This window comes from Cryobacterium sp. PH31-O1 (assembly GCF_030063455.1).
GTDB lineage: Bacteria > Actinomycetota > Actinomycetes > Actinomycetales > Microbacteriaceae > Cryobacterium.
In genome coordinates this window covers 91,400-115,450 of record NZ_JASITB010000005.1, presented here as the reverse complement: position 1 = coordinate 115,450, position 24,051 = coordinate 91,400, and the positions used below count along the sequence as shown (strand labels likewise).

Annotated in this window: 31 protein-coding genes; 22 read left to right on the top strand and 9 right to left on the bottom strand. The window is 64.4% G+C overall.

The window, feature by feature from the left end; all coding sequences use genetic code 11:
• Positions 1–3: 3 nt before the first annotated feature.
• The 15 genes from QMK31_RS11720 to csrA all read left to right on the top strand — a co-directional run bounded on the left by QMK31_RS11720 (position 4) and on the right by csrA (position 12,408).
• Positions 4–450, top strand: a complete 447-nt coding sequence (locus tag QMK31_RS11720) for a flagellar hook capping FlgD N-terminal domain-containing protein (protein WP_502853047.1) — start codon at positions 4–6, stop codon at positions 448–450.
• 60 nt (positions 451–510) lie between these two features.
• Positions 511–1,689, top strand: coding sequence for a flagellar hook protein FlgE (locus tag QMK31_RS11715; protein ID WP_283501129.1), 1,179 nt, complete (start codon positions 511–513; stop codon positions 1,687–1,689).
• A gap of 162 nt (positions 1,690–1,851) precedes the next feature.
• Positions 1,852–2,085, top strand: coding sequence for a flagellar FlbD family protein (locus QMK31_RS11710; protein ID WP_283501128.1), 234 nt, complete (start codon positions 1,852–1,854; stop codon positions 2,083–2,085).
• Positions 2,085–2,939 carry a motility protein A gene (locus QMK31_RS11705; RefSeq protein WP_283501127.1) on the top strand — a complete coding sequence of 285 codons (855 nt, stop codon included), beginning with the start codon at positions 2,085–2,087 and terminating at the stop codon, positions 2,937–2,939. The genes QMK31_RS11710 and QMK31_RS11705 overlap by 1 nt, the downstream gene beginning before the upstream one ends.
• A 23-nt stretch (positions 2,940–2,962) precedes the next feature.
• Positions 2,963–3,793: an OmpA/MotB family protein gene (locus QMK31_RS11700; protein WP_283501126.1), complete on the top strand. Its 831-nt coding sequence runs from the start codon at positions 2,963–2,965 to the stop codon at positions 3,791–3,793.
• A 61-nt stretch (positions 3,794–3,854) separates the two neighbouring features.
• On the top strand, positions 3,855–4,766 hold the full coding sequence (locus QMK31_RS11695) for a flagellar motor switch protein FliM (protein ID WP_283501125.1): 912 nt from the start codon (positions 3,855–3,857) through the stop codon (positions 4,764–4,766).
• A complete protein-coding gene (fliN, locus tag QMK31_RS11690) occupies positions 4,763–5,470 on the top strand; it encodes a flagellar motor switch protein FliN (RefSeq protein ID WP_283501124.1) in 708 nt (235 codons plus the stop codon). The genes QMK31_RS11695 and fliN overlap by 4 nt, the downstream gene beginning before the upstream one ends.
• A complete protein-coding gene (fliO, locus tag QMK31_RS11685) occupies positions 5,471–5,929 on the top strand; it encodes a flagellar biosynthetic protein FliO (RefSeq protein ID WP_283501123.1) in 459 nt (152 codons plus the stop codon).
• The gene (fliP, locus tag QMK31_RS11680; RefSeq protein ID WP_283501122.1) at positions 5,926–6,804 is read left to right on the top strand and encodes a flagellar type III secretion system pore protein FliP; all 879 of its coding nucleotides are present in this window, start codon (positions 5,926–5,928) and stop codon (positions 6,802–6,804) included. Before fliO ends, fliP begins: the two co-directional genes overlap by 4 nt.
• Positions 6,801–7,076 carry a flagellar biosynthesis protein FliQ gene (gene fliQ / locus QMK31_RS11675; RefSeq protein WP_283501121.1) on the top strand — a complete coding sequence of 92 codons (276 nt, stop codon included), beginning with the start codon at positions 6,801–6,803 and terminating at the stop codon, positions 7,074–7,076. Before fliP ends, fliQ begins: the two co-directional genes overlap by 4 nt.
• 1 nt (position 7,077) lies before the next feature.
• Entirely contained in the window at positions 7,078–7,836 is a 759-nt protein-coding gene (locus tag QMK31_RS11670) for a flagellar biosynthetic protein FliR (RefSeq protein ID WP_283501120.1), read from the top strand.
• On the top strand, positions 7,837–8,997 hold the full coding sequence (locus QMK31_RS11665) for an EscU/YscU/HrcU family type III secretion system export apparatus switch protein (RefSeq protein WP_283501119.1): 1,161 nt from the start codon (positions 7,837–7,839) through the stop codon (positions 8,995–8,997).
• Positions 8,994–11,045, top strand: coding sequence for a flagellar biosynthesis protein FlhA (locus QMK31_RS11660; protein WP_283501118.1), 2,052 nt, complete (start codon positions 8,994–8,996; stop codon positions 11,043–11,045). The genes QMK31_RS11665 and QMK31_RS11660 overlap by 4 nt, the downstream gene beginning before the upstream one ends.
• Entirely contained in the window at positions 11,020–12,042 is a 1,023-nt protein-coding gene (locus QMK31_RS11655) for a hypothetical protein (protein WP_283501117.1), read from the top strand. The genes QMK31_RS11660 and QMK31_RS11655 overlap by 26 nt, the downstream gene beginning before the upstream one ends.
• Positions 12,043–12,051: 9 nt before the next feature.
• Positions 12,052–12,408 carry a carbon storage regulator CsrA gene (gene csrA, locus QMK31_RS11650; RefSeq protein ID WP_283501116.1) on the top strand — a complete coding sequence of 119 codons (357 nt, stop codon included), beginning with the start codon at positions 12,052–12,054 and terminating at the stop codon, positions 12,406–12,408.
• 30 nt (positions 12,409–12,438) lie between these two features.
• On the opposite strand, the gene QMK31_RS11645 is transcribed toward csrA, so the two are convergent.
• From QMK31_RS11645 to idi, 8 genes are read right to left on the bottom strand one after another with little or no spacing between them, the layout of a single operon-like run.
• Positions 12,439–12,816, bottom strand: a complete 378-nt coding sequence (locus QMK31_RS11645) for an RNA-binding S4 domain-containing protein (RefSeq protein ID WP_283501115.1) — start codon at positions 12,814–12,816, stop codon at positions 12,439–12,441.
• 22 nt (positions 12,817–12,838) lie between these two features.
• Entirely contained in the window at positions 12,839–13,738 is a 900-nt protein-coding gene (locus QMK31_RS11640) for a prenyltransferase (protein ID WP_283501114.1), read from the bottom strand.
• Positions 13,731–14,051: a lycopene cyclase domain-containing protein gene (locus QMK31_RS11635; protein WP_283501113.1), complete on the bottom strand. Its 321-nt coding sequence runs from the start codon at positions 14,049–14,051 to the stop codon at positions 13,731–13,733. Before QMK31_RS11635 ends, QMK31_RS11640 begins: the two co-directional genes overlap by 8 nt.
• Positions 14,048–14,368 (bottom strand): lycopene cyclase domain-containing protein, encoded by a 321-nt coding sequence (locus tag QMK31_RS11630; RefSeq protein WP_283501112.1) that lies wholly within the window; start codon positions 14,366–14,368, stop codon positions 14,048–14,050. Before QMK31_RS11630 ends, QMK31_RS11635 begins: the two co-directional genes overlap by 4 nt.
• Positions 14,365–15,972 (bottom strand): phytoene desaturase family protein, encoded by a 1,608-nt coding sequence (gene crtI, locus QMK31_RS11625; RefSeq protein WP_283501111.1) that lies wholly within the window; start codon positions 15,970–15,972, stop codon positions 14,365–14,367. The genes QMK31_RS11630 and crtI overlap by 4 nt, the downstream gene beginning before the upstream one ends.
• Positions 15,969–16,877 (bottom strand): phytoene/squalene synthase family protein, encoded by a 909-nt coding sequence (locus QMK31_RS11620; RefSeq protein WP_283501110.1) that lies wholly within the window; start codon positions 16,875–16,877, stop codon positions 15,969–15,971. Before QMK31_RS11620 ends, crtI begins: the two co-directional genes overlap by 4 nt.
• Before the next feature lie 11 nt (positions 16,878–16,888).
• On the bottom strand, positions 16,889–17,935 hold the full coding sequence (locus tag QMK31_RS11615) for a polyprenyl synthetase family protein (RefSeq protein ID WP_283501109.1): 1,047 nt from the start codon (positions 17,933–17,935) through the stop codon (positions 16,889–16,891).
• Entirely contained in the window at positions 17,928–18,467 is a 540-nt protein-coding gene (idi, locus tag QMK31_RS11610; RefSeq protein ID WP_283501108.1) for an isopentenyl-diphosphate Delta-isomerase, read from the bottom strand. The genes QMK31_RS11615 and idi overlap by 8 nt, the downstream gene beginning before the upstream one ends.
• Before the next feature lie 141 nt (positions 18,468–18,608).
• On the opposite strand from idi, the gene QMK31_RS11605 reads away from it, so the two are divergent.
• From QMK31_RS11605 to QMK31_RS11575, 7 genes are all read left to right on the top strand, one after another.
• On the top strand, positions 18,609–19,088 hold the full coding sequence (locus QMK31_RS11605) for a MarR family winged helix-turn-helix transcriptional regulator (protein WP_283501107.1): 480 nt from the start codon (positions 18,609–18,611) through the stop codon (positions 19,086–19,088).
• Positions 19,089–19,127: 39 nt separating this feature from the next.
• Positions 19,128–19,682 carry an adenine phosphoribosyltransferase gene (locus QMK31_RS11600; protein WP_283501106.1) on the top strand — a complete coding sequence of 185 codons (555 nt, stop codon included), beginning with the start codon at positions 19,128–19,130 and terminating at the stop codon, positions 19,680–19,682.
• Positions 19,683–19,727: 45 nt separating this feature from the next.
• On the top strand, positions 19,728–20,243 hold the full coding sequence (locus tag QMK31_RS11595) for an NUDIX domain-containing protein (protein WP_283501105.1): 516 nt from the start codon (positions 19,728–19,730) through the stop codon (positions 20,241–20,243).
• A gap of 29 nt (positions 20,244–20,272) precedes the next feature.
• Positions 20,273–20,890 carry a CDP-alcohol phosphatidyltransferase family protein gene (locus QMK31_RS11590; RefSeq protein ID WP_283501104.1) on the top strand — a complete coding sequence of 206 codons (618 nt, stop codon included), beginning with the start codon at positions 20,273–20,275 and terminating at the stop codon, positions 20,888–20,890.
• A gap of 145 nt (positions 20,891–21,035) precedes the next feature.
• Complete coding sequence (locus QMK31_RS11585) at positions 21,036–21,500, top strand: FHA domain-containing protein (RefSeq protein WP_502853122.1); 465 nt, start codon at positions 21,036–21,038, stop codon at positions 21,498–21,500.
• Between the two features lie 29 nt (positions 21,501–21,529).
• Complete coding sequence (ftsR, locus tag QMK31_RS11580) at positions 21,530–22,228, top strand: transcriptional regulator FtsR (RefSeq protein WP_502853037.1); 699 nt, start codon at positions 21,530–21,532, stop codon at positions 22,226–22,228.
• 290 nt (positions 22,229–22,518) lie between these two features.
• The gene (locus QMK31_RS11575; RefSeq protein ID WP_283501103.1) at positions 22,519–23,070 is read left to right on the top strand and encodes a MerR family transcriptional regulator; all 552 of its coding nucleotides are present in this window, start codon (positions 22,519–22,521) and stop codon (positions 23,068–23,070) included.
• Positions 23,071–23,209: 139 nt separating this feature from the next.
• Here QMK31_RS11575 and QMK31_RS11570 read toward each other — a convergent pair whose 3' ends face one another.
• Positions 23,210–24,022 (bottom strand): ParA family protein, encoded by an 813-nt coding sequence (locus QMK31_RS11570; protein ID WP_283501307.1) that lies wholly within the window; start codon positions 24,020–24,022, stop codon positions 23,210–23,212.
• Between the last annotated feature and the right edge of the window lie 29 nt (positions 24,023–24,051).

The window sequence follows — 24,051 nt, the reverse complement described above, 5'->3', positions numbered from 1 at the left end:
ACCGTGACAATCGACGCTCTGGCGGCTAACGCCGTCGCTCCGACCGGAATGTACTCGTCTACGACCACGACGCGCACGCCGAACCAGTCCATGGACTCGGAGGTATTCATGTCGCTGCTGGTGACCCAGTTGCAAAACCAGGATCCGAGCTCGCCCATGGATACCAACGAGATGATCGCCCAGACCACCCAGCTCGCCATGATGGAGAAACTCACCGAGATGGCCACCGCCAGCGAGGAGGGCTTCTCGCTGCAGATGCGCACCTCGGCGGCCGCGCTGGTGGGGGAGACGGTCACCTATACCAACGCGGATGGCGTCGAAATCACCGGGCTGGCTTCGTCAGTCTCGTTCGCGAATGCGGTGCCCATGGTCACCGTCAACGGTGAAGCCGTCGCCCTCGACGTCATCTCCGGTGTCACCAGCCCCGTGGAGGCGACACCCGCGGCCTGATCGGCGCTCGCACCACCCCACCAACTGCACCCCACCTCATTCTTGAAAGGCTTCACTCCCATGCTTCGTTCTCTCTACTCCGGCATCTCGGGCCTTCGTTCCCACCAGACCATGCTCGACGTGACCGGCAATAACATCGCCAACGTCAACACCACGGCGTTCAAGGCGTCCGCCGCTCAGTTTCAGGACACCCTCTCGCAGCTGACCCAGGCGGCCGGCGGCGCTTCAACCACGATCGGCGGCACGAACCCGGCCCAGGTCGGGCTCGGCGTGCAGGTAGCTGGAATCTCCACGAACTTTGCCCAGGGCTCGTCGCAGGCCACCGGCAAGACCACCGACCTCATGATTTCGGGCGACGGCTTCTTTGTCACCTCTCTCGGCGGCGAGACCTTGTACACCCGTGCCGGTTCCTTCGACTTCGATTCGCTGGGTCGGCTGGTCTCGCCCGACGGCGCGATCGTACAGGGCTGGGGTGCGGTCGGCGGCGTGGTCGCCGACGGCGGGGCGGTCGGTAACATCAGGCTGCCCGCTGAAGCGATCGTTCCCGCTTCTGCCTCGAACGCAGCGACCTTCACCGGCAACCTTCCGTCCGATTCCAAATCGGGAAGCGCGCTCGTTCGCACGGTCGACGTCTACGACGACCTTGGCAACTCCCGCACGATCTCGGTCACCTTCACCCGCACGGATGCCCCAGATGGTTGGACAGTGGCGGACACGAATGTCCCGGCCAACAGCATCGCACTCGTCGCCGATGGAACCACGGGCAATTTCATCGCTTCGGGCGCCCTGACCGTAGATGGTATCGCCATGAATCTCGCTGCCCTCGAGGGCTTCTCCGGACTCAATACCGTGGCAGGCAAGACCGACAACGGCAACGAGGCTGGCACGCTCAACTCCTACACGCTCGGCGCCGACGGTACGCTCGTCGGTCTGTTCAGCAACGGACAGCAGCAGGCCATCGGCCGCATCGCCCTCGCCACGTTCGTCAATCCGGGCGGACTCGAAAAAGCCGGTTCTTCGGCCTACCGTGCCACGTTCAACTCCGGTGGTGCGGCGCTCGGCACCCCGGGTGCGGCCGGCCTCGGTTCGCTCACCAGCGGTGCCCTCGAAATGTCGAACGTTGACCTGTCGCAGGAATTCACCAACCTCATCGTTGCCCAGCGCGGCTTTCAGGCCAACGCCCGCATCATCACCACCTCCGATGAGGTACTGCAGGAGCTGACCAACCTCAAGCGCTAACCGGCCACTCTGAACGACTCTTAACCACTCTGGCCCCGCACCCGTCGGGGCCAGAGTCGTGTCGGCGGCCGATGAACTAGCCGCAGTTCCTAACCTGAGCGGTGCGGCGGCCGACAGTACACCATGACGCCTCCGCCGAGTCGTTCGAGACGGGATGAGCAGATGATCGTACTAACGCGGCTGAACGACAGTCACTTTGCGATAAATCCTGACCTGATCGAACGCATCCACGCGAACCCGGACACCACCCTGGTTATGGTTGACGGCGCCAACTTCATAGTCACCGAGTCCATGGAAGAAGTGATCGAGAAGATTGCCAGTTACCGTGCACACGTGATCGCGCTCGCGTACGACCCGAACGCGGGCGATTTGCCACGAGGCCCCAGGAAGCTGTAGTGGATCCCGCAACTCTCATTGGCCTCGTGCTCGCCTTTGGCGCGCTTCTGGCCATGATCTCCATCGAGGGCTCCTCGGTCACGGCCATTCTGCTTCCCGCGCCGATGATTCTGGTGTTCGGTGCCACCATCGCTGTCGGCCTCGCCGGCGGCACCATGAAGGACTTCACCTCGGCCTTCAAGGCACTGCCCGGTGCGTTCCTCGGCAAGACAACCCCGCCCCAAGCCGTCATTGACCAGGTCGTCGGGCTCGCCGAAACCGCGCGCAGTTCGGGCCTGCTCGCCCTCGACCAAGAGGCCGATAAAGTCACCGATCCATTCCTCCGCGGGGCCCTGCAAAACATCGCCGATGGCACAGACGGCGATGAACTACGCATGCTGCTTGAAGACCAGATCGCCACGACCGCGCGTTCCAATCGAAACGCTGCCAAATTTTTCACCGGCCTCGGCGGCTATGCACCGACTATTGGCATTGTCGGAACCGTCGTGGCTCTCACCCACGTTCTGGAAAACCTGTCGACGCCAGCCACCCTCGGCCCGATGATCGCAACCGCTTTTGTCGCTACGCTCTGGGGGCTGCTATCGGCCAACTTTATCTGGCTGCCACTCGGCTCACGCCTGCGCCGTCTCGCCGACCTTGAGGTCGATCGCATGACCCTCGTCATGGAGGGCGCCCTGGCCGTGCAGGCCGGCAGCCAGCCTCGGCTGCTCGGCGACCGCCTGCGCGCCATGGTTCCCGCCGAGCTTTTGCCCAAAGTCGGTGCAGCGGATGCCGGCGGTAGCTCCGGCACCAGCAAGGCCAACGCCAAGGGTAAAGGAAAGGGTAAGGACAAAGACCTTCCCCAGGCAGCATGAGTGTGCGCGCCAAACGTCGCAAAATGGTTGAAGAGGAGGACGTTCACCCCGACGAGCGGTGGATGGCCTCCTATATGGACATGGTCACCGTATTGATGTGCATGTTCATCGTGCTGTTCGCCATGTCGACGGTCGACCAAGACAAGTATGAGCAACTAGCCAACTCCCTGGCCACCGGATTCGGAGCCGTCAACGCGGGCAAGGTCGACACAGCCGAGGGAGTCGTCGTTCCGGCTGACCTCGTCGATAACGAGGGAGAATCGCCCACCGAGGTCACGCACTCGGCCGAAGCCGTCGACCCGGCCGACGCTGGTGCGCAGGCGACCGCCAACGCCACAGCGGCCGCGCAGGAGGTCGCGAAGCTTGACGAGCTGGCGGTCGCCGTCGGCGGCAGCCTAACCGCAGCCGGAGTTGGAGACCTCGTGGAATTTCACATCACCGACCGAGGACTGACCCTCGGGCTGGTGGGAAGCGAGACCTTCTTCGCACCAGACAGCGCCCAACTCACCGCGGCGGCAGCTGCCGTGCTCGATGCCGCAGCCCCGGCACTAATGGCCACCGGGCAGAAAATATCGGTGGAAGGGCACGCCGACAAGCACGGCCAGTCAGCGACCTTCCCCACAGACTGGGAACTCTCAGCCAGCCGTGCTACCCAGGTGTTGCGTCGCCTGGTCGAACAGGGCGGCGTCGCCGGAGACCTGATATCCGCCGTTGCCTTCGGATCGGCTCAGCCGGAGAACACCGGATCCACCCTCCAGGATATGGCGCAGAACCGCCGAGTCGATATCGTGGTGCTGTCCAACCAGCCCGATAGCGTGCGGGCGCTCATTCCCGGCGTCGCCGCGGTGAGCTGAGTGGATGTATCCGCTGGTACAGGCTTCTTACCTTTCGGCTAACCCGGCCGATAGTCCCATCGTGACAGTCCAGGATCAGGTCGGCGGCAGCGCGCCCGCGATAGCGGCGAAAAGCGTTGAACTGTACGACTTTCGTCGACCGACCACCCTGGCTCGCGAACACGCCCGCGTACTCGAACTCGCATTTGAGACTTTCGCGAGACAGTGGGGTACGCAGCTGACCGCACGCGTACGCGTGCTGTGCATTGTCTCCTGCGAGCAGGTGGTCATGGCCACGTACGACGAATATGCGGGTTCCCTGCCGCCCAAAACGGCCATGGTGCTGTGCACGGTGGCTGGCCTGGAAGCGCGCGCCGTTATTCAGTTTCCCACCACCTCGGCACTTTCCTGGGTGAATCACATGCTCGGTGGCAACAGCAGCACCCCGGTGCTCGATGAACGCAATTTTACCCAAATCGAGCTGGCCCTGATTCGCAAGCTCATCGCCGAGAGCCTCGAAGATCTGCGCTACTCCTTCGGACCACTCATCGTTGATGAGATGGGCGTTGAGGCGATCCAATACAACTCGCAGTTCGCCCAGGCGGCCGCCACCGGCGACCTGATGGTGGTCGCGACCTTCTCGATTCGAGTGGAAAAGGTCACGGCAACGGCGACCGTAGCGATTCCTGCCGCGGCTTTAATGCCGCAACTGGGCGAAGCGAATCCCACCAGCACCACGTCGAACTCCGCGCAATTTCTGCAGTCCCAGATTGCGGCCGTACCCGTTGACGTGTCGCTTCGTCTGGAGACAGCGCACGTACTGCCCAGCCGCATTCTGTCGCTGGCTATCGGCGACGTTCTGCACATTCCGCACCCCCAGCACCGTCCGCTCAATCTGACCGTTGACGGCCAGCCGCTGGCCCGCGCGGCCGTCGGAGCCAACGGTTCGCGGCTGGCGTGCATCGTCATTGATACCGAGGAGACAGCTCAATGATTTCTACCCGATCCATTCCCGAAGCCGCCGTTGACGCTCTCATCCGCGTATTGCCTACGACGGTGCCGCTTCAGGCCCTGCCCCATTTGGGCAGTGCCGAGCTCACCACACGCGTCGGGTTGGCCGTGGTGGCCTCCTTTGTCGGAACGACATCGGCCGACCTGGCCGTGGTGCTCAGCGACTCGGCCTCCCTGGACGCCGCAGCCGGAGCGAACTCCCAGCTCGTATCCAGCCAAGACGTTTTGCGCCCGGCTCTCGAGAGTGCCTCCAGTGTGCTCGGAATCGGCGTCCTCGGTGATTCCCGCGTTGAAGACGCCTCGGCGTTGTTCGCCGCCGACGACACACAGATCTTCGAGCTGAGCGCTGGCGGAGTAGTAACTGGCTGGTTTGCCATTCGTGTGCGCGAAAACGGTCTCGTCGGCGGGCCCGGCGCGGCACAGAGCCGCAGCGTCATGGGAAATCTCGGGCGCATCAGTAACGTCGAGATGTCCTTGACGGTGGAGATCGGGCGCACCCGCATGTCCGTGCGCGACGTTCTGTCACTCAAGCCCGGCGCCGTTATCGAATTGGATCGTTCTGCCGGAGCGCCGGCCGATATCCTCCTCAACGGCAGGCTCATCGCCCACGGCGAAATCGTCGTCGTCGATCAGGACTACGCCGTACGGATCACCCAGATTCTCGATGTCGCGGAGGGCCTGTCGTAAGTGGACACCCTTATTGTTGCGGTGCGCGTCGTCCTATCCCTGGGCGTGGTACTTGCGCTGCTCTGGTACCTGCAACGACGCCTGTCGCGGGGGGTGCTGGCCAAGGGCAGTATCAACCCTGTGACCGTCGTGGGCCGTCAGCCCATCGGGCAGAAGGCATCCGTCGTCGTCGTTGAGGTCGATGGTACGCGTCTCGTCCTCGGCGTGACCGAACAGGCCGTGACCGTGCTGCACGAAAAGTCCCTCGTTTCCGTCTCTCCGTCCACCCTCGACGCCGCGGTTGCGGCACTCGGCAGCCCCGATAGTGCCGGCACCGCCTTTGCCCGATCACTGGCAGCGGCCACAGCGGATGACGCAGCCGCGGTACCGACGGCCGCCAGGCCAGCTGGGCTAGCCGGGTCGATTCTGTCGCCGTCGACGTGGCGTCAGACCGCCGCACTGCTTCGGCAGGGACGGTGAATACCGCGGCAAACCGCGCCGTGAGCCGGCAGACCTCCGCCCGTCTCGGCCTGCTAATTCTGTCGGTCATCGTCATCACCGCGGCCCTGGTTTGGTTGAGCGTGAGCGTCGTGCACGCCCTGCCCGTTGATCCGGCAATGCCGGACAGCCCCGTCGACCCCACCCTGCCGACCGATCCGACCGATCCGAGCGACACCGGTGGCGGTGGGCTCAGCGTCGACATCAACGGGCCAGACGGTGCCCCTTCATCGGCGATCGTCACGCTGCTGGGCATCACCCTGCTCTCGGTTGCACCGGCGCTGCTGCTCATGATGACGAGCTTCACGAAGATTTTCGTCGTGCTCGCCATGACCCGTAACGCCCTGGCACTGCCGTCGATCCCACCGAACCAGGTGCTCGCGGGACTGGCACTGTTTCTGTCGCTGTTCATCATGGCGCCGGTACTGACCGACATCAACACCGTGGCCCTGCAGCCTTACCTGGACGGTTCGCTCAACTTCACCGATGCGCTCAATCTGGGTTCTGAGCCGTTGCGACAATTCATGCTCGCCAACACGCGCGGGGAAGACCTCGCGCTGATGACCAGGGCCGCCGATCAGCCCAATCCCGACAATCCCAACGACGTCACCCTGCTAACCCTCATCCCGGCGTTTATGATCTCTGAACTGCGCGCCGCGTTCATCATCGGCTTCGTCATCTTCATTCCGTTTCTGGTCATCGACATCGTCGTCTCGGCTGCGCTGATGTCGATGGGCATGATGATGCTGCCGCCGGTCATGATCTCGCTCCCCTTCAAAATTTTGCTGTTCGTGCTTGTCGATGGCTGGGGGCTCATCATCACGAGCCTCATCGGCAGTTATCAGCTGAACACATGAACACCAATGCGGTGCTCGATATCGGCCTGCAGGCGCTGATTCTCGCTGCAAAATTGTCTGCCCCGGTACTGATCACGGCCCTCGTTGTTGGCTTCGCGATCTCGCTGCTGCAGTCGATCACCCAAATTCAGGAAGTCACGCTGTCGTTCGTGCCGAAGGCGGTGGCCGTCGCCCTGGCCCTGCTCATCTGCGGCCACTGGATGATCGCCGAGTCGGTGGCGTTTACCAACTCGATGTTCGAAAAGATTCCGTCACTGCTCGGCGGCGGCTGACGTGGAGTTCAACCTCAATTTCGCCTGGATCGAAGCGGTCATGCTCGCCGGCGTTCGCATGGTCGCCTTCCTGGTCGTCGCTCCTCCCTTCTCCTACCGCGCATTTCCGGCACGGATCAAAGCCATGCTCGCCATCGGACTGGCCCTGGCCGTATCGCCGCGGGTCACCGCCGGCTACGTCTCGCAGAACACCGCCGGGTTCGTCGGTGCCCTGATCCTGGAAATTCTGGTCGGCGCTACCCTGGGTTTTCTCGTCTATTTGGTCTTTGCCGCCGTGCAGTCTGCCGGTGGCCTCATCGACATGTTCAGCGGATTTCAGATGGCGCAGGGCTTCGACCCCCAGTCCATGGTCAACGGCGCCCAGTTCACCCGCCTGTTCCAGATGACCGCCCTCGCATTGATGTTCGCCTCCGGCGCCTATCAGCTGGTTCTCGGTGGCCTGTTTCGCAGCTACACCGCCATTCCGCTCGGCTCAGGAATCGACCTGGCTGCACCGGCCCAGGCCATGATCGCCGCCACGACCCAGATGTTTCTCGCTGCCGTGCAGATCGCCGGCCCCCTGCTGGTCGTGCTCTTTTTAGCGGATGCCGGCCTCGGCCTGCTCACGCGGGTCGCCCCCGCGCTCAACGCGTTTGCGCTCGGATTTCCGCTGAAGATTCTCATCACGCTGAGCCTCGCCGCGACGGTGTTCGTTGCCCTGCCGCGCATTGTTTCGTCCCTCACCGGGCAGGCGCTCGACGCGCTCATGGGGGTGAGGTAATTGTCTGACGCTGATTCCGGCGAAAAGACGGAACAAGCTACCCAGAAACGCATGAAGCGGGTTCGTGAAAAGGGCGAGCTGTCAAAGTCGCAGGACGTCACCGCCTGGCTCGGCGTGGGCGCCGCCGGGGTTATGCTGCCCGTCACGATCTCGGCGGGCGCTGCGGCGGGTACCGACCAGATGTATCTCATCAACACCCTGGCGAGTAATCCGGATCCGAGCGTGGCGGTGGAAGCCCTCGGTAACGGGCTGGCCTCGTTAACCGATATTCTGACGCCATTTTTCGTCGTAGTACTCGTTGTCGTGCTGGGCGGAGCGGCGCTGCAGGGCGGCATCCACTTTAAGAAGTTCACCGGAAAGTATGAGCAGTTCAACCTCGTCACGGGCATGAAACGTGTCTTTGGCACCCAGGCTCTTTGGGAGGGCGTGAAGGTGCTCGCCAAGACGGCCGCCGTCGGGTTTGTGCTGTACTCGGTGATTCAGGGTCTGATGCCGGTGCTCTTGACCGCGGGGGGACTGCCGGTATCGGAGCTGCTCCTCGCCGCGGGCAGCGGAACTGCCGCGCTGCTGCAAGCGGCCGTCGCGGCCGGCCTCGTACTGGCTGCCGCCGACATTTTTGTCATCATGAAACGCAATCGTAAGAAAACGATGATGACCAAAAAAGAGGTCAAAGACGAGAACAAGGCCTCTGAGGGCGACCCGTTGATCAAATCGCAGCGTCGTTCCCGCCAATTGATGATGAGTCGCAACCGAATGATCGCCTCGGTCACCGATGCCAACGTCGTGCTGGTCAACCCCACCCACGTGGCTGTCGCTCTCAAATATGAGCCGGGCAAATCGGCACCGCGCGTGGTGGCCAAGGGCGTCGGCCATGTCGCTGCCCGCATTCGCGTTCAGGCCGAGACCGACCAGGTACCGATCGTGCAGGATGTACCGCTCGCGCGAGCACTGCACGCGGCGTGCGAAATCGGCGACGAGATTCCGACCGAACTGTACAACGCTGTGGCCAGGGTGCTCGCCTTTGTCATGGCCCTGCAGAAGCGGGGGAGCTCCGCGGGTACGCACACGATGAGCGCACTCGCTGCCGCGTCATCGTCATCGTCATCGTCATCGTCATCATCGTCATCATCATCACCGCAGACTGCCGGAGGCCGTTCGTGAATCGCAATCTCATCAAGCTCGCCGTTCCGGTCGGCGTGGTCGGCATTATTCTGCTGCTGGTCGTGCCGATTCCCGCCGGTCTGCTCGACATCCTGATCATCCTGAACATTATGCTTGGCCTGGTCACCCTGCTCACGACGATGTTCGTGAAGAAGCCACTGGACTTCTCGGTCTTTCCCTCGCTGCTCCTGGTCGCGACCCTGTTTCGTCTCGGTCTCAACGTGGCATCCACCCGGCTGGTCCTCGGCGAAGGCTACGCCGGCCAGGTTATTGAGGCGTTCGGGCACGTCGCCGTCGGCGGCTCGATCATTATTGGCGCGGTCATCTTTCTGATCCTGGTCGTCATTCAGTTCGTTGTCGTCACGAAGGGTGCCGAACGTGTTGCAGAGGTGGGGGCCCGATTCACCCTCGACGCCATGCCCGGCAAGCAGATGGCCATCGATGCCGACCTGAACGCCGGTCTGATCACCGATGCCGAGGCTAAGGATCGACGCGCGGAGGTGTCGGCCGAAGCCGACTTCTATGGCGCAATGGACGGCGCATCGAAGTTCGTCAAGGGCGACGCGATCGCCGGCCTCATCATCATCATCATCAACATCATCGGTGGCATCGCCATTGGCATGCTCCAGCGCGGCCTGGAGATTGGCGAGGCCGTCAACACCTACGCCCTGCTGACCATCGGCGACGGCCTCGTCACGCAGATTCCGGCACTACTCATGGCGGTCTCTACCGGCATGATCGTCACGCGGTCAAACGCTGAGACCGACATCGGGTCGACCGCATCCGCTCAACTGACGCAGTCCCGCAACGCACTGACCATCGCCGGCGCCGCCGCAGTGCTGATGGCCCTCATTCCCGGCATGCCGGTACTGCCGTTCCTGATCGTCGGCATGGCGCTTATCCTCATCGCCCAGCGCATCAAAGCGGGTGAGATCACCAAACAGGCGAGCATCGCGGCCACCACCGCCTCGGAGAAGAGTGCTCCACAAACCGACACGACCGAAGATCTGATCGAGCAGATGCGCGTTCACGCACTCGAGATCATGCTCTCACCCGACCTCGTCGACCTGGTCTCGGGCGCCAGCGACGACCTGCTGGCCAGGGTACGGGGTCTGCGGCGCAAGATCGCGATGGATCTCGGCGTCGTCGTACCGCCGGTGCGCACGCGTGACAGCGTCGACTTGCCATCGTCGACCTACGTCATTCGCATCGCCGGCGTCGAATATGGGCGAGGCCTCGCTCCGGCGGGCAAGGTGCTCGCTCTCGGCGATGCGCTCGATGCCCTGCCCGGGCAGGTCACGATCGAGCCGGTGTTTGGCCTGGCTGGCAAATGGGTTCCGAGCGAAATGAGGCACAGTGCCGAAATGGCCGGTGCTACCGTGATCGACCGGGTCTCGGTCGTCGTCACCCATCTGTCCTCGATCATCACCACGAATGCGGCGCGCCTGCTCACCCGCGAAGATGTGCGGGTACTCACGGACGGCGTCAAACAGGTCAATCCGTCGGCCGTGGACGATCTCATTCCCGGCCTGCTCTCGCTGGCTGAGGTGCAGCGAGTGTTGCAGGGCCTACTGGTTGAGCAGATTCCGATCAACGATCTACCGCGCATCTATGAGGCCCTTTCGCTGCGCGCCAAGGCATCCAACGATGCGGAAGGACTGGTCGAAGCTGCCCGCCAGGCGCTGGGCCCGGCACTGACGGCACAGTACCTGGAGGGCAGCCTGCTGCGCGTGATCATGATCGAGCCGACCCTGGAACAAGCCATGCTTGAGGGGCTGCGACCGTCTGATTCTGGTACCCAGATTCTGATGGATCCCTCGCGCCTTGAGACCGTGCTCGCCTCGGTACGCACGTCGGTAGCCAAGGTTGAGGCCAGCGGTCAGACCGCGGTGTTGGTGTGCGCGCCTGCGCTTCGGCCGGCCATTCGCCGCCTCATCTCCACTCAGACCGGCGGACTGCCGGTATTGTCGTACCAGGAAGTAACGTCGGCGAATGTGACCATTGAGACAGTGGGTGTGGTCCGTGGAGCCGAAACGATTTCTGCTTGAGGGGCCTAGCCTGCGCGAGCTGCAGGAGCGCGTCGCCGCCGAGCACGGTGCCAACGCCACCATCATTGCTGCCGAGCGGGTCACCGTCGGGGGCATTCGCGGATTCTTTGCGCGGCAGCACTATGAAATCATCGTAGAAGTCATGGAGACGGCCCAGCGCAAAAAGTCAGCCCACGCCGGCCTGGACATCTCGGCCCGGCTTGGCATAGCCGCGCTGCTGGATACCGCTGATGAAGCCGAAGCCGAGATGTACCCCGCCCCGGCGTCGCCGCAGCTGTCGACGGACTCTGAGGGGTTCGCCAAGCTCATGGATGAGCTCACCTTCGCCACGGGCCGGGCGGCTGTGCCCAACCCTGTGCCCGACTCTGTGCCCAAGAGTGTGCCCAACCCTGTAACCAACCCGACGTCCCCCGGGTACCTCAACCCGGCCGGTCCGGCCGGAGCACCCGTGCTCGCCCGCCCGCCGGTGCCGGCACCGCTGACGCGGGCCGGAGACCTGGTACTCATCGTCGGGCTGGAGGACGATCCAATCACGATCGCTCGCCTGATGTTGCGGGTTGCCGGCGCGGGGGAGCTTCGCATTTCTGGCACCCTGATCGAGAACACGATCGAGCGCGTCGATGATCGGCGCGGTGCCGTATTGGCCAGGGCTCACGGGGTCGAGATTGGGCACAGCACCTTCATTGCCTACGGCCTCGACCCGGCCTCCGACTCGGTCTCCCGGTCGGCAGCGCTCCTCGCGCTTGGCGCCGACCAGGTCTGGGTGGTTGTTGATGCGAGTCGAAAAGCCGAGGACACCATCCGCTGGGTCAACATGGTCGTCGGCACCGTTCCGGTGCACGCCGTGGCCGCTCTCGGACGCCAGTTCACCACCTCGCCGGCCACGGTCGACGACCTCGGACTGCCGGTGGAGTGGATGGATGGCCGGGTGGCCGCGGCGCCGACCGGTCGTCGGGCGGCAGCGCCCAAGACCCGACCGCGCGAACGCGAACGGTAGGCTGGAAGAATGCTCGTTCTGACACGCAAACCGGGGGAAAAGATCCTCATCGGTGACGATATCGTCATCACCGTGCTCGACGCCCGCGGCGACAGTGTGCGCATCGGGATCGACGCACCCCGCGGCGTGAAGATTCAGCGTGACGAGGTTCTTCGCGCGGTCAGCGAAGCCAACCTCGCTGCCAGTCACATCGACACCGAGGCGGAAGAGCGCATCAAGCGTTCGCTCGGTGCCCTCGCAGCTTTGCAGTCGGCCCCACTACAGTCGGCCCCGCTACAGTCGGCCCAGCCGCCCTCGGTGCAGCCTCTTGCTGCGACGGACGCCGCAGCCAAGCCTGCTCGGCCACACCCGCCAAAGCGGGTTTGAAGCGGCGACCAGCAGCAGTTTTTTACCGCGTCATTCGTTGACGTGCCCGCGCAGTTCGTCGATCTCCCGGCGCTCGCGCTTCGTCGGCCGCCCGGCGCCGCGGTCGCGCATCGGCACCAGGGCCACCTCTTCGCGCGGCGGCGGCGGGGGAGTCTTGTCGACGTAACACTCGGCGGCAACGACAGCGCCGACCCGTTTGACGACGAGACGCGACACGATCAGCACCCGGTCGAAGCCGTCGTTTCGAACGCGCACCTCGTCCCCGATGTGCAGGGCCTGAGCGGCCTTGGCCTTGTCGCCGTTCACCCGCACGTGCCCGGCCCGGCAGGCGGCCGTGGCCATCGAGCGGGTCTTGTACAGGCGCACGCCCCAGCTCCAGCTGTCGACGCGGGCAGAAGTAAGCTCCATCCATTCACTGTAATAGAAGGACTCAGGCGCCCTGCCGTACCGAGTAGATCAGCAGCATGGTCACGACAAAACCGGTAAAGAAATTGAGCCAGAGAAACCGTTTCCAGCCGCGGTTGGCTATTTCCGAGTCGGCGTCACTGACCGACCAGAACGGCAGCGCCGCGAGAATATACGGAACCGCCAGCACGGCGGCGAGCGGCCCCGGCCACGGTGTCGCGAGCATGAGCAGGCCGGCCAGAGCCCAGAACGTGATTGCCAGCCGCACCGTCGGCCAGGCGCCCAGCGCCGTGGCGATCGACGCGATCCCGGCCTGGCGGTCGGGTTCGACGTCCTGCACCGCTCCGAAGGCATGACTGGCCATGCCCCACAGAAAGAACGCCCCCAGCAGCGCGAGCAACCCGAAGTTGATCGTGGCGCCGGCCACCGCAAGGCCGTAGACCGCCGGGCTGACGAAGTGGGTGCTCGATGTGATGGAGTCGAGAATGGGCCGTTCCTTGAAGCGCAGCCCGCGCACCGAGTAAGCCACGACCGCGAACAGGCTCACGACCAGTACCACCCACGACAGCGGATGCCCAGCCCCCGCCAGCACGACCATCGCCCCGCCCACAATGCCCGCGCTCAAAACCCCCGCGGCAATCACCGTGCGGTGCAGGGCTGGATGCAGCAGGGCGCCTTCAGCGCCGCCCTTCCTGGGGTTGCGCAGATCGGACTCGTAGTCGAAAACATCGTTAATGCCGTACATCAGCAGGTTGTACGGAATCAGAAAGAACAGCGTGCCCACGATCAGCAGAGCGTCGATGCGCCCGGTCGTCACGACATAGGCCGCGGCGAAGGGAAAGGCGGTGTTGATCCAGCTGAGCGGTCGCGACGAAAGCACGACCTGCCGGGACTTCCATCCTGCCGTGCCGAGCTGCTCAGTCATCCGTTCGTCCTAACGTAGTACCGCCCACCAGCAGCCACAGGGCCGGAAGCAGGATCGCCGCGGCCAGCGGGTAGGCGAAATCTTCGATCGGGGCGAGACCGACGAACAGGCCCGAAATGTGCTCCGGGTCATAGCTGAACAGACCAGCCCCGATCATCAGGTTATCGAATACGGCCGTGAGCAGCAGAGTCAGCGTGAGGGCAACCGCGACCGCGGCGATGAAACGGGCCGAGATTAAGCGGCGCAGCACCGCGACGACGGCCAGCAGGGCGGCGAGTACAAGAAAGACGCCGTTCAGCAGCAGGTAGGTCACACCGCCCTCCGGTGCAGTACCAGCCGGGCGCCCTGCACCAGGTTCATGGTGAGATAGCAGAGAAAGGTAAGAAAGAACAGCTCCTCAAGCGGCAGTTCCGGCGCCAACTGCAGACCGGTCATCAGTACCGTGTCACCCCGGTAGAAGATGCCCAGGCCGATGCCGAGCAGGTCCCAGGCGAGAAAGAACAACACCCCTGCGCCGAGTACGAGGGCCGCCCTGCCGGGGGAGCGCCAGAAGAACAAACGAAAGCGCCAGTCCAGCACGATCATTCCCGCGAGGGAGAACAACAGCGTCAGCAGGTACAGAACACTCACGACCGTTCGTGCGCAGACTCCACGGGGCTCCCAGGTGCCCGCGTCGGCCGGGGCGGCAACGGCTCCGCGAGCGGTCCGGTCGAGGTGTCGTGGCGCATCCGCTTGAGCAGAATTTCGGCGCTGATCAGGCACATCGGCAGGCCGATGCCGGGAATAGTGGTGCCGCCTGCGTAGTAGAGGCCCGAGATCTTCTTTGACATGTTCGAGCCGCGCAGGAAGGCGCTCTGCCGCAGGGTGTGCGCGGGGCCGAGAGCACCGCCCTTCCACGAGTTGAGGTCGTCGGCGAAGTCGGCCGGGCCGACGGTGCGCCGCACCACGACGCGGTCGGCCAGGTCACTGATTCCGGCCCAGCGCGAGACCTGCTCGATCGCAGCGTCCGCGATCAGTTCGATCGCCCGCGAACCGGCGCCGTTGATTCCGCCGTGCCCGAGGTTCACGTCGGGCGGCACAGGCACCAGCACGAACAGGTTGCTGTGACCGGTCGGCGCTACCGAGGCGTCCGTGGCGCTCGGCATGCAGACGTAGAGCGACGCCGGCGAAGGCACCGAGGGGTGCTTGCCGAAGATCTGGCCAAAGTTCTTGCCCCAGTCCGTCGTGAAGAACAGCGAGTGGTGCTTCAGCTGGGGGAGTTCCCCGGTCACGCCAAGCATGACCAGCACCGCCCCGGGCCCAGACACCCGCTTGTCCCACCAGCGCTGGGAATAGGTCTGCAGTTCGGCCGGTACCAGTTCGGTTTCGGTGTGGTGCAGGTCGGCGGCGGAGACGACGTTGTCGGCGTCGAGGCGCACGATCTGGCCGGCCTCATCAACGTAGGTCACTCCGGCGATCATCCGGTCGTCGGTCACCCGAATCGCGGTGACCCGCGCGTCTGTGACGATCCGAACTCCCTCGGCGCTGGCGATCGCGGCGATGCTGTCCAGGAGTGTTCCGAAACCGCCCTGCGGGTAGAGCACACCGTCGGCGAGGTCGAGATGACTCATGAGGTGGTACATGGACGGGGTCAGGTTCGGTGCCGACCCCAGAAAAACAGCCGGGTAGCCGAGAATCTGGCGCAGCCGAGGGTCGGTGACGTAGCCGGCCACGAATTTGTTCAACGGTTGCAGCAACAGGCGGGCCAACCGCCCCAGGCGCCGCAGTACATCGGGCACCAGGAACGGCCGGAACGATTCATAGCTCGAGTACAGAAACCGTTTCACGGCCATGTCGTAGGTCTCGGTCGCCGAATCGAGGTAGCGGTCGAGCGCACGGCCAGCGCCCGGTTGCACCGATTCGAACAAGCGGATGTTGGCGGCCCGGTCGGCGAGCACATCCACCGGAGTCGGGTCACCCTCGAAGCGCACGCGGTATCCGGGATCCAGCTTCACAAGGTCGAGCTGCTCCGCTGCGTCAGTGCCGAACAGGCGGTAGAAATGCTCGAATACCTCCGGCATGAGATACCAGGACGGCCCAGTGTCGAAGCGAAAACCGTCGGTTTCCCAGACCCCGGCCCGCCCGCCGAGTTGCGCGCGCGCCTCGAGCAGGGTCACGTCGTGGCCTTCCCTGGCGAGCAGGGCAGCGCTGGCCAGACCGGCGATACCGCCGCCGATCACGATGGTGCGGGTCATCGCTTCCACGCACCGCGGCCGAGGGTGGCGTTTAGGGCAATCATCAGTTTCTCTCCGTCGGGCACCCGTATGCGGGCGCGCAGTAGCTGGTCGGCCGGGGTCGACCGCAGCCGGTGGGACAGCCGGGTGAACAGGCCCTGGGCTGCTGTGACGGCGCGGCGGCAGCCGGGCGGCAACATCGGCAGCACGCCGCTGGCGATGGCCAGGTCAGCGTCGATGTCGTCGAGGATCACGGTTTTCTCCGCGTCGGTCAGGTTCAGCGGATCAATCCCCGGAAAGTAGTTGCGGCCGAGCTCCTCACGGTCACAGGACAGGTCCCGCAGAAAGTTGATCTTCTGAAAGGCCGCGCCCAAATGGCGGGCACCCTCTTCGAGTACGGCGAGTTCGGCAGCGGTGCGCGGTGAGTCCTGCACGAAACAGCGCAGGCACATCAGCCCGATCACCTCGGCCGAGCCGTAAATGTACTCGGCGACGCCCTCGGCCGTGAACGGTGCCGGGTCCAGGTCACGTCGCATCGACGCGAAGAACGGCCCGATCAGGCTGGAATCGATGCCCGACTCCCGCGCCGTCGCGGCGAAGGCGTGCACGACGAGATTGGTACTGTAGCCGCGCACGATCGCCCGCTCGGTCTCGAGTTCGAGCTCGTCCAGCAGCTGGCGCTGCTCGTGGACCGGGACTCCGGCCTCGCTGGCGGCACCGTCGACGATTTCGTCGGCGATGCGCACGAGGGCGTAGATCGTACGCACGGGAGTGCGCACCCGGGAGTCGAGCAGGCGGGCAGCGAGCCCGAACGAGGTGGAGTACTGGCCGATCACGGTCGTCGAACTGGCCCGTGCCGTTTTCGCGTACTTGTTCAGGTTGGTCTGAGTGTCGCTCGTTCGCGGCGACGTTCGCAGCGGTCCCATTAGCGGTCCCATTACCGGGCCCGGTTAACGGCGGCGCCGGCCAGCTCGGTCAGACTCGCCCGTAGCTCAGCGGGAATGACGGCCGGGTCGAGGGCTTCAATAGCCAGTCGGGAATGGTCGTAGGCGAGCCCTTCAGCGGCCGCCTTCGCGCCGCAGGCCCGCAGGTGTTCGCGGGCCCGCTCGGCTTCCTCATCGCTCAGGTCGATCTTGCCGAGGTACGGCGCAATGAGCGACCAGCTCTCTGTGCCTCCAGCGTGGGCGATTAGAGCGGTCTGCTTGCCCTCCCGCAGGTCAGCCGTCACGCTCTTGCCGGTCTTCACCGGATCGCCGAACACCCCGAGCAGGTCGTCCGTGAGTTGAAACGCCACGCCAACAAGGCGCCCGTAGCGCCCAAGCAGACGAATCGCTTCGGCCGATGCCCCTGCCAACACGGCCCCGGCCTGCAGCGGCGCTTCAAACGAGTACACGGCGGTCTTGTTCTCGAGGGTGGTGATGACCTCGGCCACGGTGAGCGGATGCCGCGCCGAGCTGTTGGTGACGTCGGCCAGCTCCCCGGCCGCCGAGACGAACACGGCTCGGTCGAGCAGGTCCAGCAGGCGCAACCGGGTGCGCACGTCGACGGGAAGTTTGGCGAGCGCACGGTGCGCTTCGCTGAGCGCGAGGTCGCCGGCGAGAATGGCAGCGGCCACAGCCCAGACCCCGGCCTGATCGGCGGCGGCGCCGTGCGTCAGGGCGCGGTCGTTGAACCGGCCGGCGATGTTGGCCACCCCTCGGCGGGCCAGGTCACGGTCGATAACGTCGTCGTGAATGACAAACGCCGTGTGCAGCAGTTCAAAGCTCACAGCGACCGGAGCGACGAGGGACTGGTCGCGGCCGCCGAAACCGGCGTAGGCTGCCAAAACCAGCGCCGGGCGCACGCGTTTACCGCCACTGCTGGCCTGTTCCAGCGAATCCCACAGTGCCACATAGTGTTCGCCGTAATCGGTCGCTCGCAGGCGCGCTGCAGCGAAGAACCGGGTCAGTTCGGTCTCGACGCCCGCCGGAACGGTGTCAAGCACGAAAACTGTCCAGCTCGTGCACCTGCAAGGCCATCCACGGGCTGAACGCCCACGGGGCGTCGGTGATCGCGCGGTACAGATCCGCCGGGCGGGTCCAGACGTATTCGGCCACTTCGTCGGGGTTCAGCGTCGGTTCCTGGTCGGTTCTGGCCAGATAGACCGGGCAGATCTCGTTCTCAACGATGCCGCTGCTGTCCGTGGCGCGGTAGCGGAACAGGGGCAGGGCCAGGTCGATCGCTTCAATCTGAAGCCCGAGTTCGTAACTGGCCCGGCGTTCGACCGCCTGCGTGAGCGGTTCGGCGGGCAGCGGATGCCCACAGAACGAGTTGGTCCACACTCCCGGCCAGGCTTTTTTGCTCAAGGCCCGGCGGGTAACGAGTACTTCGCCGAGCGAATTGAAAACGTAGCAGGAGAAGGCCAGGTGCAGCACGGTATCTGATCCGTGCATGCTGTGCTTAGGCGCGGTGCCGATGTGACGTCCCTCGTCGTCGAGAAGGATCACACGTTCGTCAAGAGCGTCGGCGGTCTGCACGGGGGCTTCCCTTCTCGGTTCAAGCTGATTAACAATTAAATAACTAACCAAGTTAGCGACTGCCCACGTTACCATGGGCTTATGTCCCACGATGAGCGTAAACCCCCAGCGCAGGGTGCGTACTGGTATGACCCTAAGAAAATGGGGGTTTCTTCGGCTTTAGAAGTTTTACGTGCCGTGCGCCGGTTTCGAGTGGCCGACGCCGCCATGCGTCATCGAGCCCAGGCGGAGATGCGCGTCAACGAAACGGACCTGATGGCCATTCGTCACCTGATCGCCTGCGAACGCCAGCACCGGGTAGCCAGCCCCAAAGATCTCAGCGAATTTCTCAGCATTTCGTCGGCAGCCACCGCGAAGCTCCTCTCGAGGCTCTCGGCCTCCGGTCACATTCGCCGCGAGGTAAACCCCGACGATGGTCGGGCGCAACGACTCTTTGCCAGCCAGTCGTCGCATGAAGAAATGCGCCAAGCGCTGGCGGGAACGCACGACCAGCTGATGCAGGTCGCCCTCGAGCTCACCGCTGACCAGCAGCTGGCCGTGGTGCGTTTTCTCGACGCGATGAGCGCGATCGCCGTCATGCCCTCTGCGGAGAAGCTGCCCAACGGCACGGTCACGTCCTAGGAAGCAGTCGCAGCCCGGTCATCCGGTTAAGATGAATCAGTGACTCAACTCTCCCCGCTGCCCTCGTCGCCGTTGTCGGCTGCCGCGCACGTCGAGGCCCTCCTGGCCTCATACCCCGATTTTCCCCAGCCGGGCATCCTGTTCCGCGACCTCAATCCGGTCTTCGCCGATGCCGCTGCGTTTCGCGCGATCATCGACGACCTGGCCGACCAGCACCGCGGGCGCTTTGACGCCGTCGCCGGCATCGAAGCGCGCGGTTTTCTGCTGGCCGCGGCCGTCGGTTACGCCGCCAACGTGGCCGTCCTCGCCGTGCGTAAGGGCGGCAAATTGCCCGGCACGGTGTTAACCGAAGAATACGACCTCGAATACGGTTCGGCCCGGCTCGAACTCGAAATCGGTCAGCTTCCGGCGGGTACCCGTGTGCTCATCCTCGATGATGTGCTCGCGACCGGTGGCACCATCGCGGCCACCACACGCCTGATCGAACGGGCCGGTTACATCCCGACCGGCGTCGGCGTCGTGCTCGAACTCACCGAGCTGCACGGTCGTCTGCGTCTCGGTACCGCCCCCGTGCACGCGATCATATCCATTTAGAGCGGATGAATTCGTTTTCTCGCCGGGGACGGGCATGCTTAGTGCATGACTGAGAGTTCGGGCGCTGACCTGACCGACCCGCGTGGGTCGGCCCTCCCGCAGCCGGCACCGAACCGTGACAGCGGTGACGCGTGGGTGCACGCACCCGACGGCCGAAAATATTGGGGCAGATTCGGCGCGGCCGGACTGCTCGTGCACCACCCACGCCTCGGTGTGTTGCTGCAGCACCGTGCGGTCTGGAGTCATTTCGGTGACACCTGGGGCCTGCCGGGGGGTGCCCGCCACGAGAACGAGTCAGCGATCGAGGCCGCCCTGCGCGAAGCCCGAGAGGAGGCTGGCGTACCCGCCGATCTGGTGCAGCTCAAGTTCACCTCCCTCTTCGACCTGGGTTTCTGGTCGTACACCACCGTTGTGGTGGAGGCGATTGAAGAATTCGAACCCGTCATCAGCGATCAGGAAAGCATCGCCCTGCGCTGGGTATCGTCCGATGCCGTGAGCGCGCTCGAACTCCACCCCGGTTTCGCCTCAAGCTGGCCGGCCCTGCGCGGGCGGCTCCGCTGATCGCGTCTCGTCTCGATAGACTCAGCAATGTGACAGGGGCAGCGAACGGAGTCGTCAGCGATCGGGTGCTGACCCTGCCCAACGTGCTCAGCTTTCTGCGCCTGCTTCTGGTGCCGGTGTTCCTCGTGCTGCTCGCCCAGGGAGCGGATGCCTGGGCTCTCGTCGTGCTCAGCATCTCCAGTTTTACCGACTGGCTCGACGGCTTTCTCGCCCGCCGCTGGCATCAGATCACCCGGCTCGGCCAGCTCCTGGACCCCGCCGCGGATCGCCTCTATATTTTCGCCGCGCTGATCGGGCTGGCCTGGCGTGACCTCGTGCCGTGGTGGATCGTTCTGGTCGTCCTCGGACGCGACGTGTTCCTGCTGGTCCTCGGAATCATCCTCGCGAACTTCGGTTTCGGCCCGCTGCCGGTACACCAGCTGGGCAAGGTGGCCACCTTCTGCCTGTTCTACGCCCTGCCGATGATCATGCTCGGGCAGGCCTTTCCGCAATTGGAATGGTGGTCGCAGCCGGTGGGGTGGGCTTTCGCCATCTGGGGTGCTTTCGTCTACTGGTGGGCAGGCATCATCTACGCCATTGAAACGATGCGCGTGATTCGGCTGCCCAGGGTCCTTGAGGGTGTATCTTCCGATACGCTGGAAGGATAGGAGGTGCATGATGGTCGATCTATCCGGAAAGCATAGTTCCGACGAGCAGAACGAGCCCGTGCCCACAGATCAGCCAGAGAACCCGACGACAGGCGAAGCAATGCCCAGCAAGGCGCAGTCCACCCCAGCATCCTCCGACAGCGGAATGCCCGGCGAATCCACGACGGTGCACGACATGCTCAGCACCGACACGACGATGAACTTCAGCCAGGAGTTCGCCGCCCAGATCGCGTCGATCGACTCGAACGTGACGGCTGAAGAGCAGGAGTCCATTGCGGCGCTGCCCTCCGGATCGGCTCTCATGGTCGTTCGGCGCGGACCCAACGCCGGGGCCAGATTTCTACTCGACGCCGATCTCACGAGCGTCGGTCGCCACCCCAACGCCGATATATTCCTCGATGACGTCACAGTGTCGCGCCGTCACGCCGAGTTCCTGCGTAACGGGACCGCCTTCGCGGTGAAAGACCTCGGCTCGCTCAACGGCACCTATTTCGATGGTGAGCGCATCGAAACCGCTGCGCTGACGGATGGCGCCGAGGTGCAGGTTGGCAAGTTCCGCCTCACCTTCTACGCCTCGCGCCTCGACCTCGCCCGCGCGGCGAGCGAGTAGTGGCGGCAAATTCCGCCCAGGCCCGGTCCGTGTCTGTGTCGGCGGCGAAAGCTCACGTCCCCGGATCGGCGCCGCTGCTCAGCATCGGGCAAGTTTTGGCACGCCTCACCCCGGAATTCAACGACCTGACCCCGTCCAAGCTGCGCTTCCTGGAAGAACAGGGGCTCGTCTTTCCGGCCCGCACGGAATCCGGCTACCGCAAGTTCTGCACCAGTGACGTCGACCGTCTGAGACTGATTCTGTCGATGCAGCGCTATCAGTACCTGCCGTTGAAAGTCATCCGCTCCTATCTCGACGACCTGGATGCCGGCCTGTCGCCCGCGCTGCCGGGCGGAACCGCCCCGGGGCCGTCGATGCTCGGAACCGTGCGTCGCCTCACCCGCGACGAACTCCTGCGCGAGGCCGGCGCGTCCGCGACCCTGTTGCACGACGCCGTCTCCGCCTCCATCATCCTGCCCGCCGAGCACTACGGTGACGGCGTTCTGCCCGTGCTGCGCGCCCTGGTCGAGCTGCAGCGCAGCGGCATCGAGCCGCGCCACCTCCGTGGCTTTCGCGGGGCCGCCGAACGCGAACTCGGACTCATCGAAAGCGCCCTCGTGCCGCTCGCGCGCCGCAAAGACGCCTCGAGCCGGGCCAAGGCCGCGGAAATGGCCGTCGAGATCGCCGGCCAGCTCGAGGTCATCCGCGGCAGCCTGATTCGCTCCGCGCTGGGCCGACTGACTCAGTAGGTCGTAGACTGACTCCGGCACAAAGCGGCGAAGTTGTCGTCTGGAGTCAGTCGCTCACCTGCGGCTCTGGCCGCTCGACCGACACGCCAAACCGGTCACGCGAATGTCAGGCCTGCAAGCCCCGCACCTCGGTACCGTAGAGGGAATCGTCACAGCAAGATGTTCGCAAACTAGCACCACCGCACGCCAACACCACCGCACGCAAGTTCAATTCCGCACCACAGTGTCTGATGCTCGCACAATCGAAGCATTCAGCCACCGCACGACGTAACCCCCGAGAGGCAAACCCTATGAGTGAGCTCAAGCCTGATGCTGACGCTTCGCGTTACTCTTTAGGACTGCTGTTCACCGATGGCATGCCCGAGCTTGATGAGAACTCCGGCTATCGGGGCGCTGTCGCCTCCCGCGCCGCCGGCATCAGCTACCGCCAGCTCGACTACTGGGCCCGCACCGGCCTGGTTGAACCAACAGTGCGCGGCGCGGCCGGCTCCGGCTCCCAGCGCCTCTACGGCTTCCGCGACATTCTGGTGCTCAAGCTCGTTAAACGTCTGCTCGACACCGGCATCTCCCTGCAGCAGATTCGCACCGCCGTCAACCAGCTACGCGAATCGGGCATCAGCGATCTGGCCCAGACCACGCTCATGAGCGACGGGGCGAGCGTTTATTTGTGCACCTCCAACGACGAGGTCATCGACCTGGTCAGCCGCGGCCAGGGCGTCTTCGGCATCGCTGTCGGCAAAGTCCTTCGCGAGGTGGAGACCAGCCTGGTCGAGCTCGATATGCAGCCCGTCGACCCCACGGATGAGCTGGCCGCCCGTCGCACCACCCGCAAAATCTCCTAGCCCCGAGAAATTTGCCGCCCCGGGCGCCCCGCAGTTCGCGCCGCCCCGGTCGTGCTACCCATCGTGCTCACGCTGCGCGCGCTTGGCCTGCCAGTCGCGCATGCAGCCCAGCCAGATGGCGACGAAAATTTAGGACGAGCTAAACCGCGGGTGCCTCGGCGTACTCCCCGATGCGCGCCGTGCGCAGCACCCGGTCGAGCAGCTGGTCGAAGTAGCCCGCCATTTCCAGAGCACTGTCACCTGGCCAGATGTGCAGCGGCTTCGCGGCCCCCTGGGCCTGCTGCAGCGACGTACGCTCCGGCAACTGCGGGCTCAGCACGAGGGGTCCGAACATGTCACGCAGCTCCTTGATCCGAAACTGGTGCTCAAGCGACGCCGTACGGGCACGGTTCACGATAATGCCGAGCGGCTGCAGTCGCGGGCTCAGCCCACGACGGATTTCTTCGATCGCGCGTAGCGCACGGTCGGCCGCAGCGACCGAGAACAAGCCGGGCTCGGTGACGACGGCGACCCGGTCGCTCGCGGCCCACGCCGTGCGCGTGAGGGCGTTCAGGGAGGGCGCGCAGTCGATCAGCACGAGCTCGTAGTCTTTTTCGATCGTCGAGAGGGCTTCTTCGAGCTTCCAGATATCTCGGATGCTCGGGTGCGGACCGTCGAAGTTGATCGCCGACGGGCTGCCGATCATAACGTCGATCGTGCCGGGACCGTTGCGGGTCCACCCACTCGGGGCGATAGCCGCGCGAACGGTTTTCTCCTTGGGCGAAGTGAGAACATCGGCGACGTTGAGGCGACCGGCTAACTGGATATCCATGCCGGTTGATACATCGGACTGTGGATCAAGATCCACAACGAGTGTTCGCACGCCACGGGCGAAGGCAGCAGAAGCCAGACCAAGGGTTACCGTGGTCTTGCCGACACCACCCTTAAGGGAACTTACGCTGAGTACGTGCATGAGTAGCAACGTTACCTTCACTAGTGTTA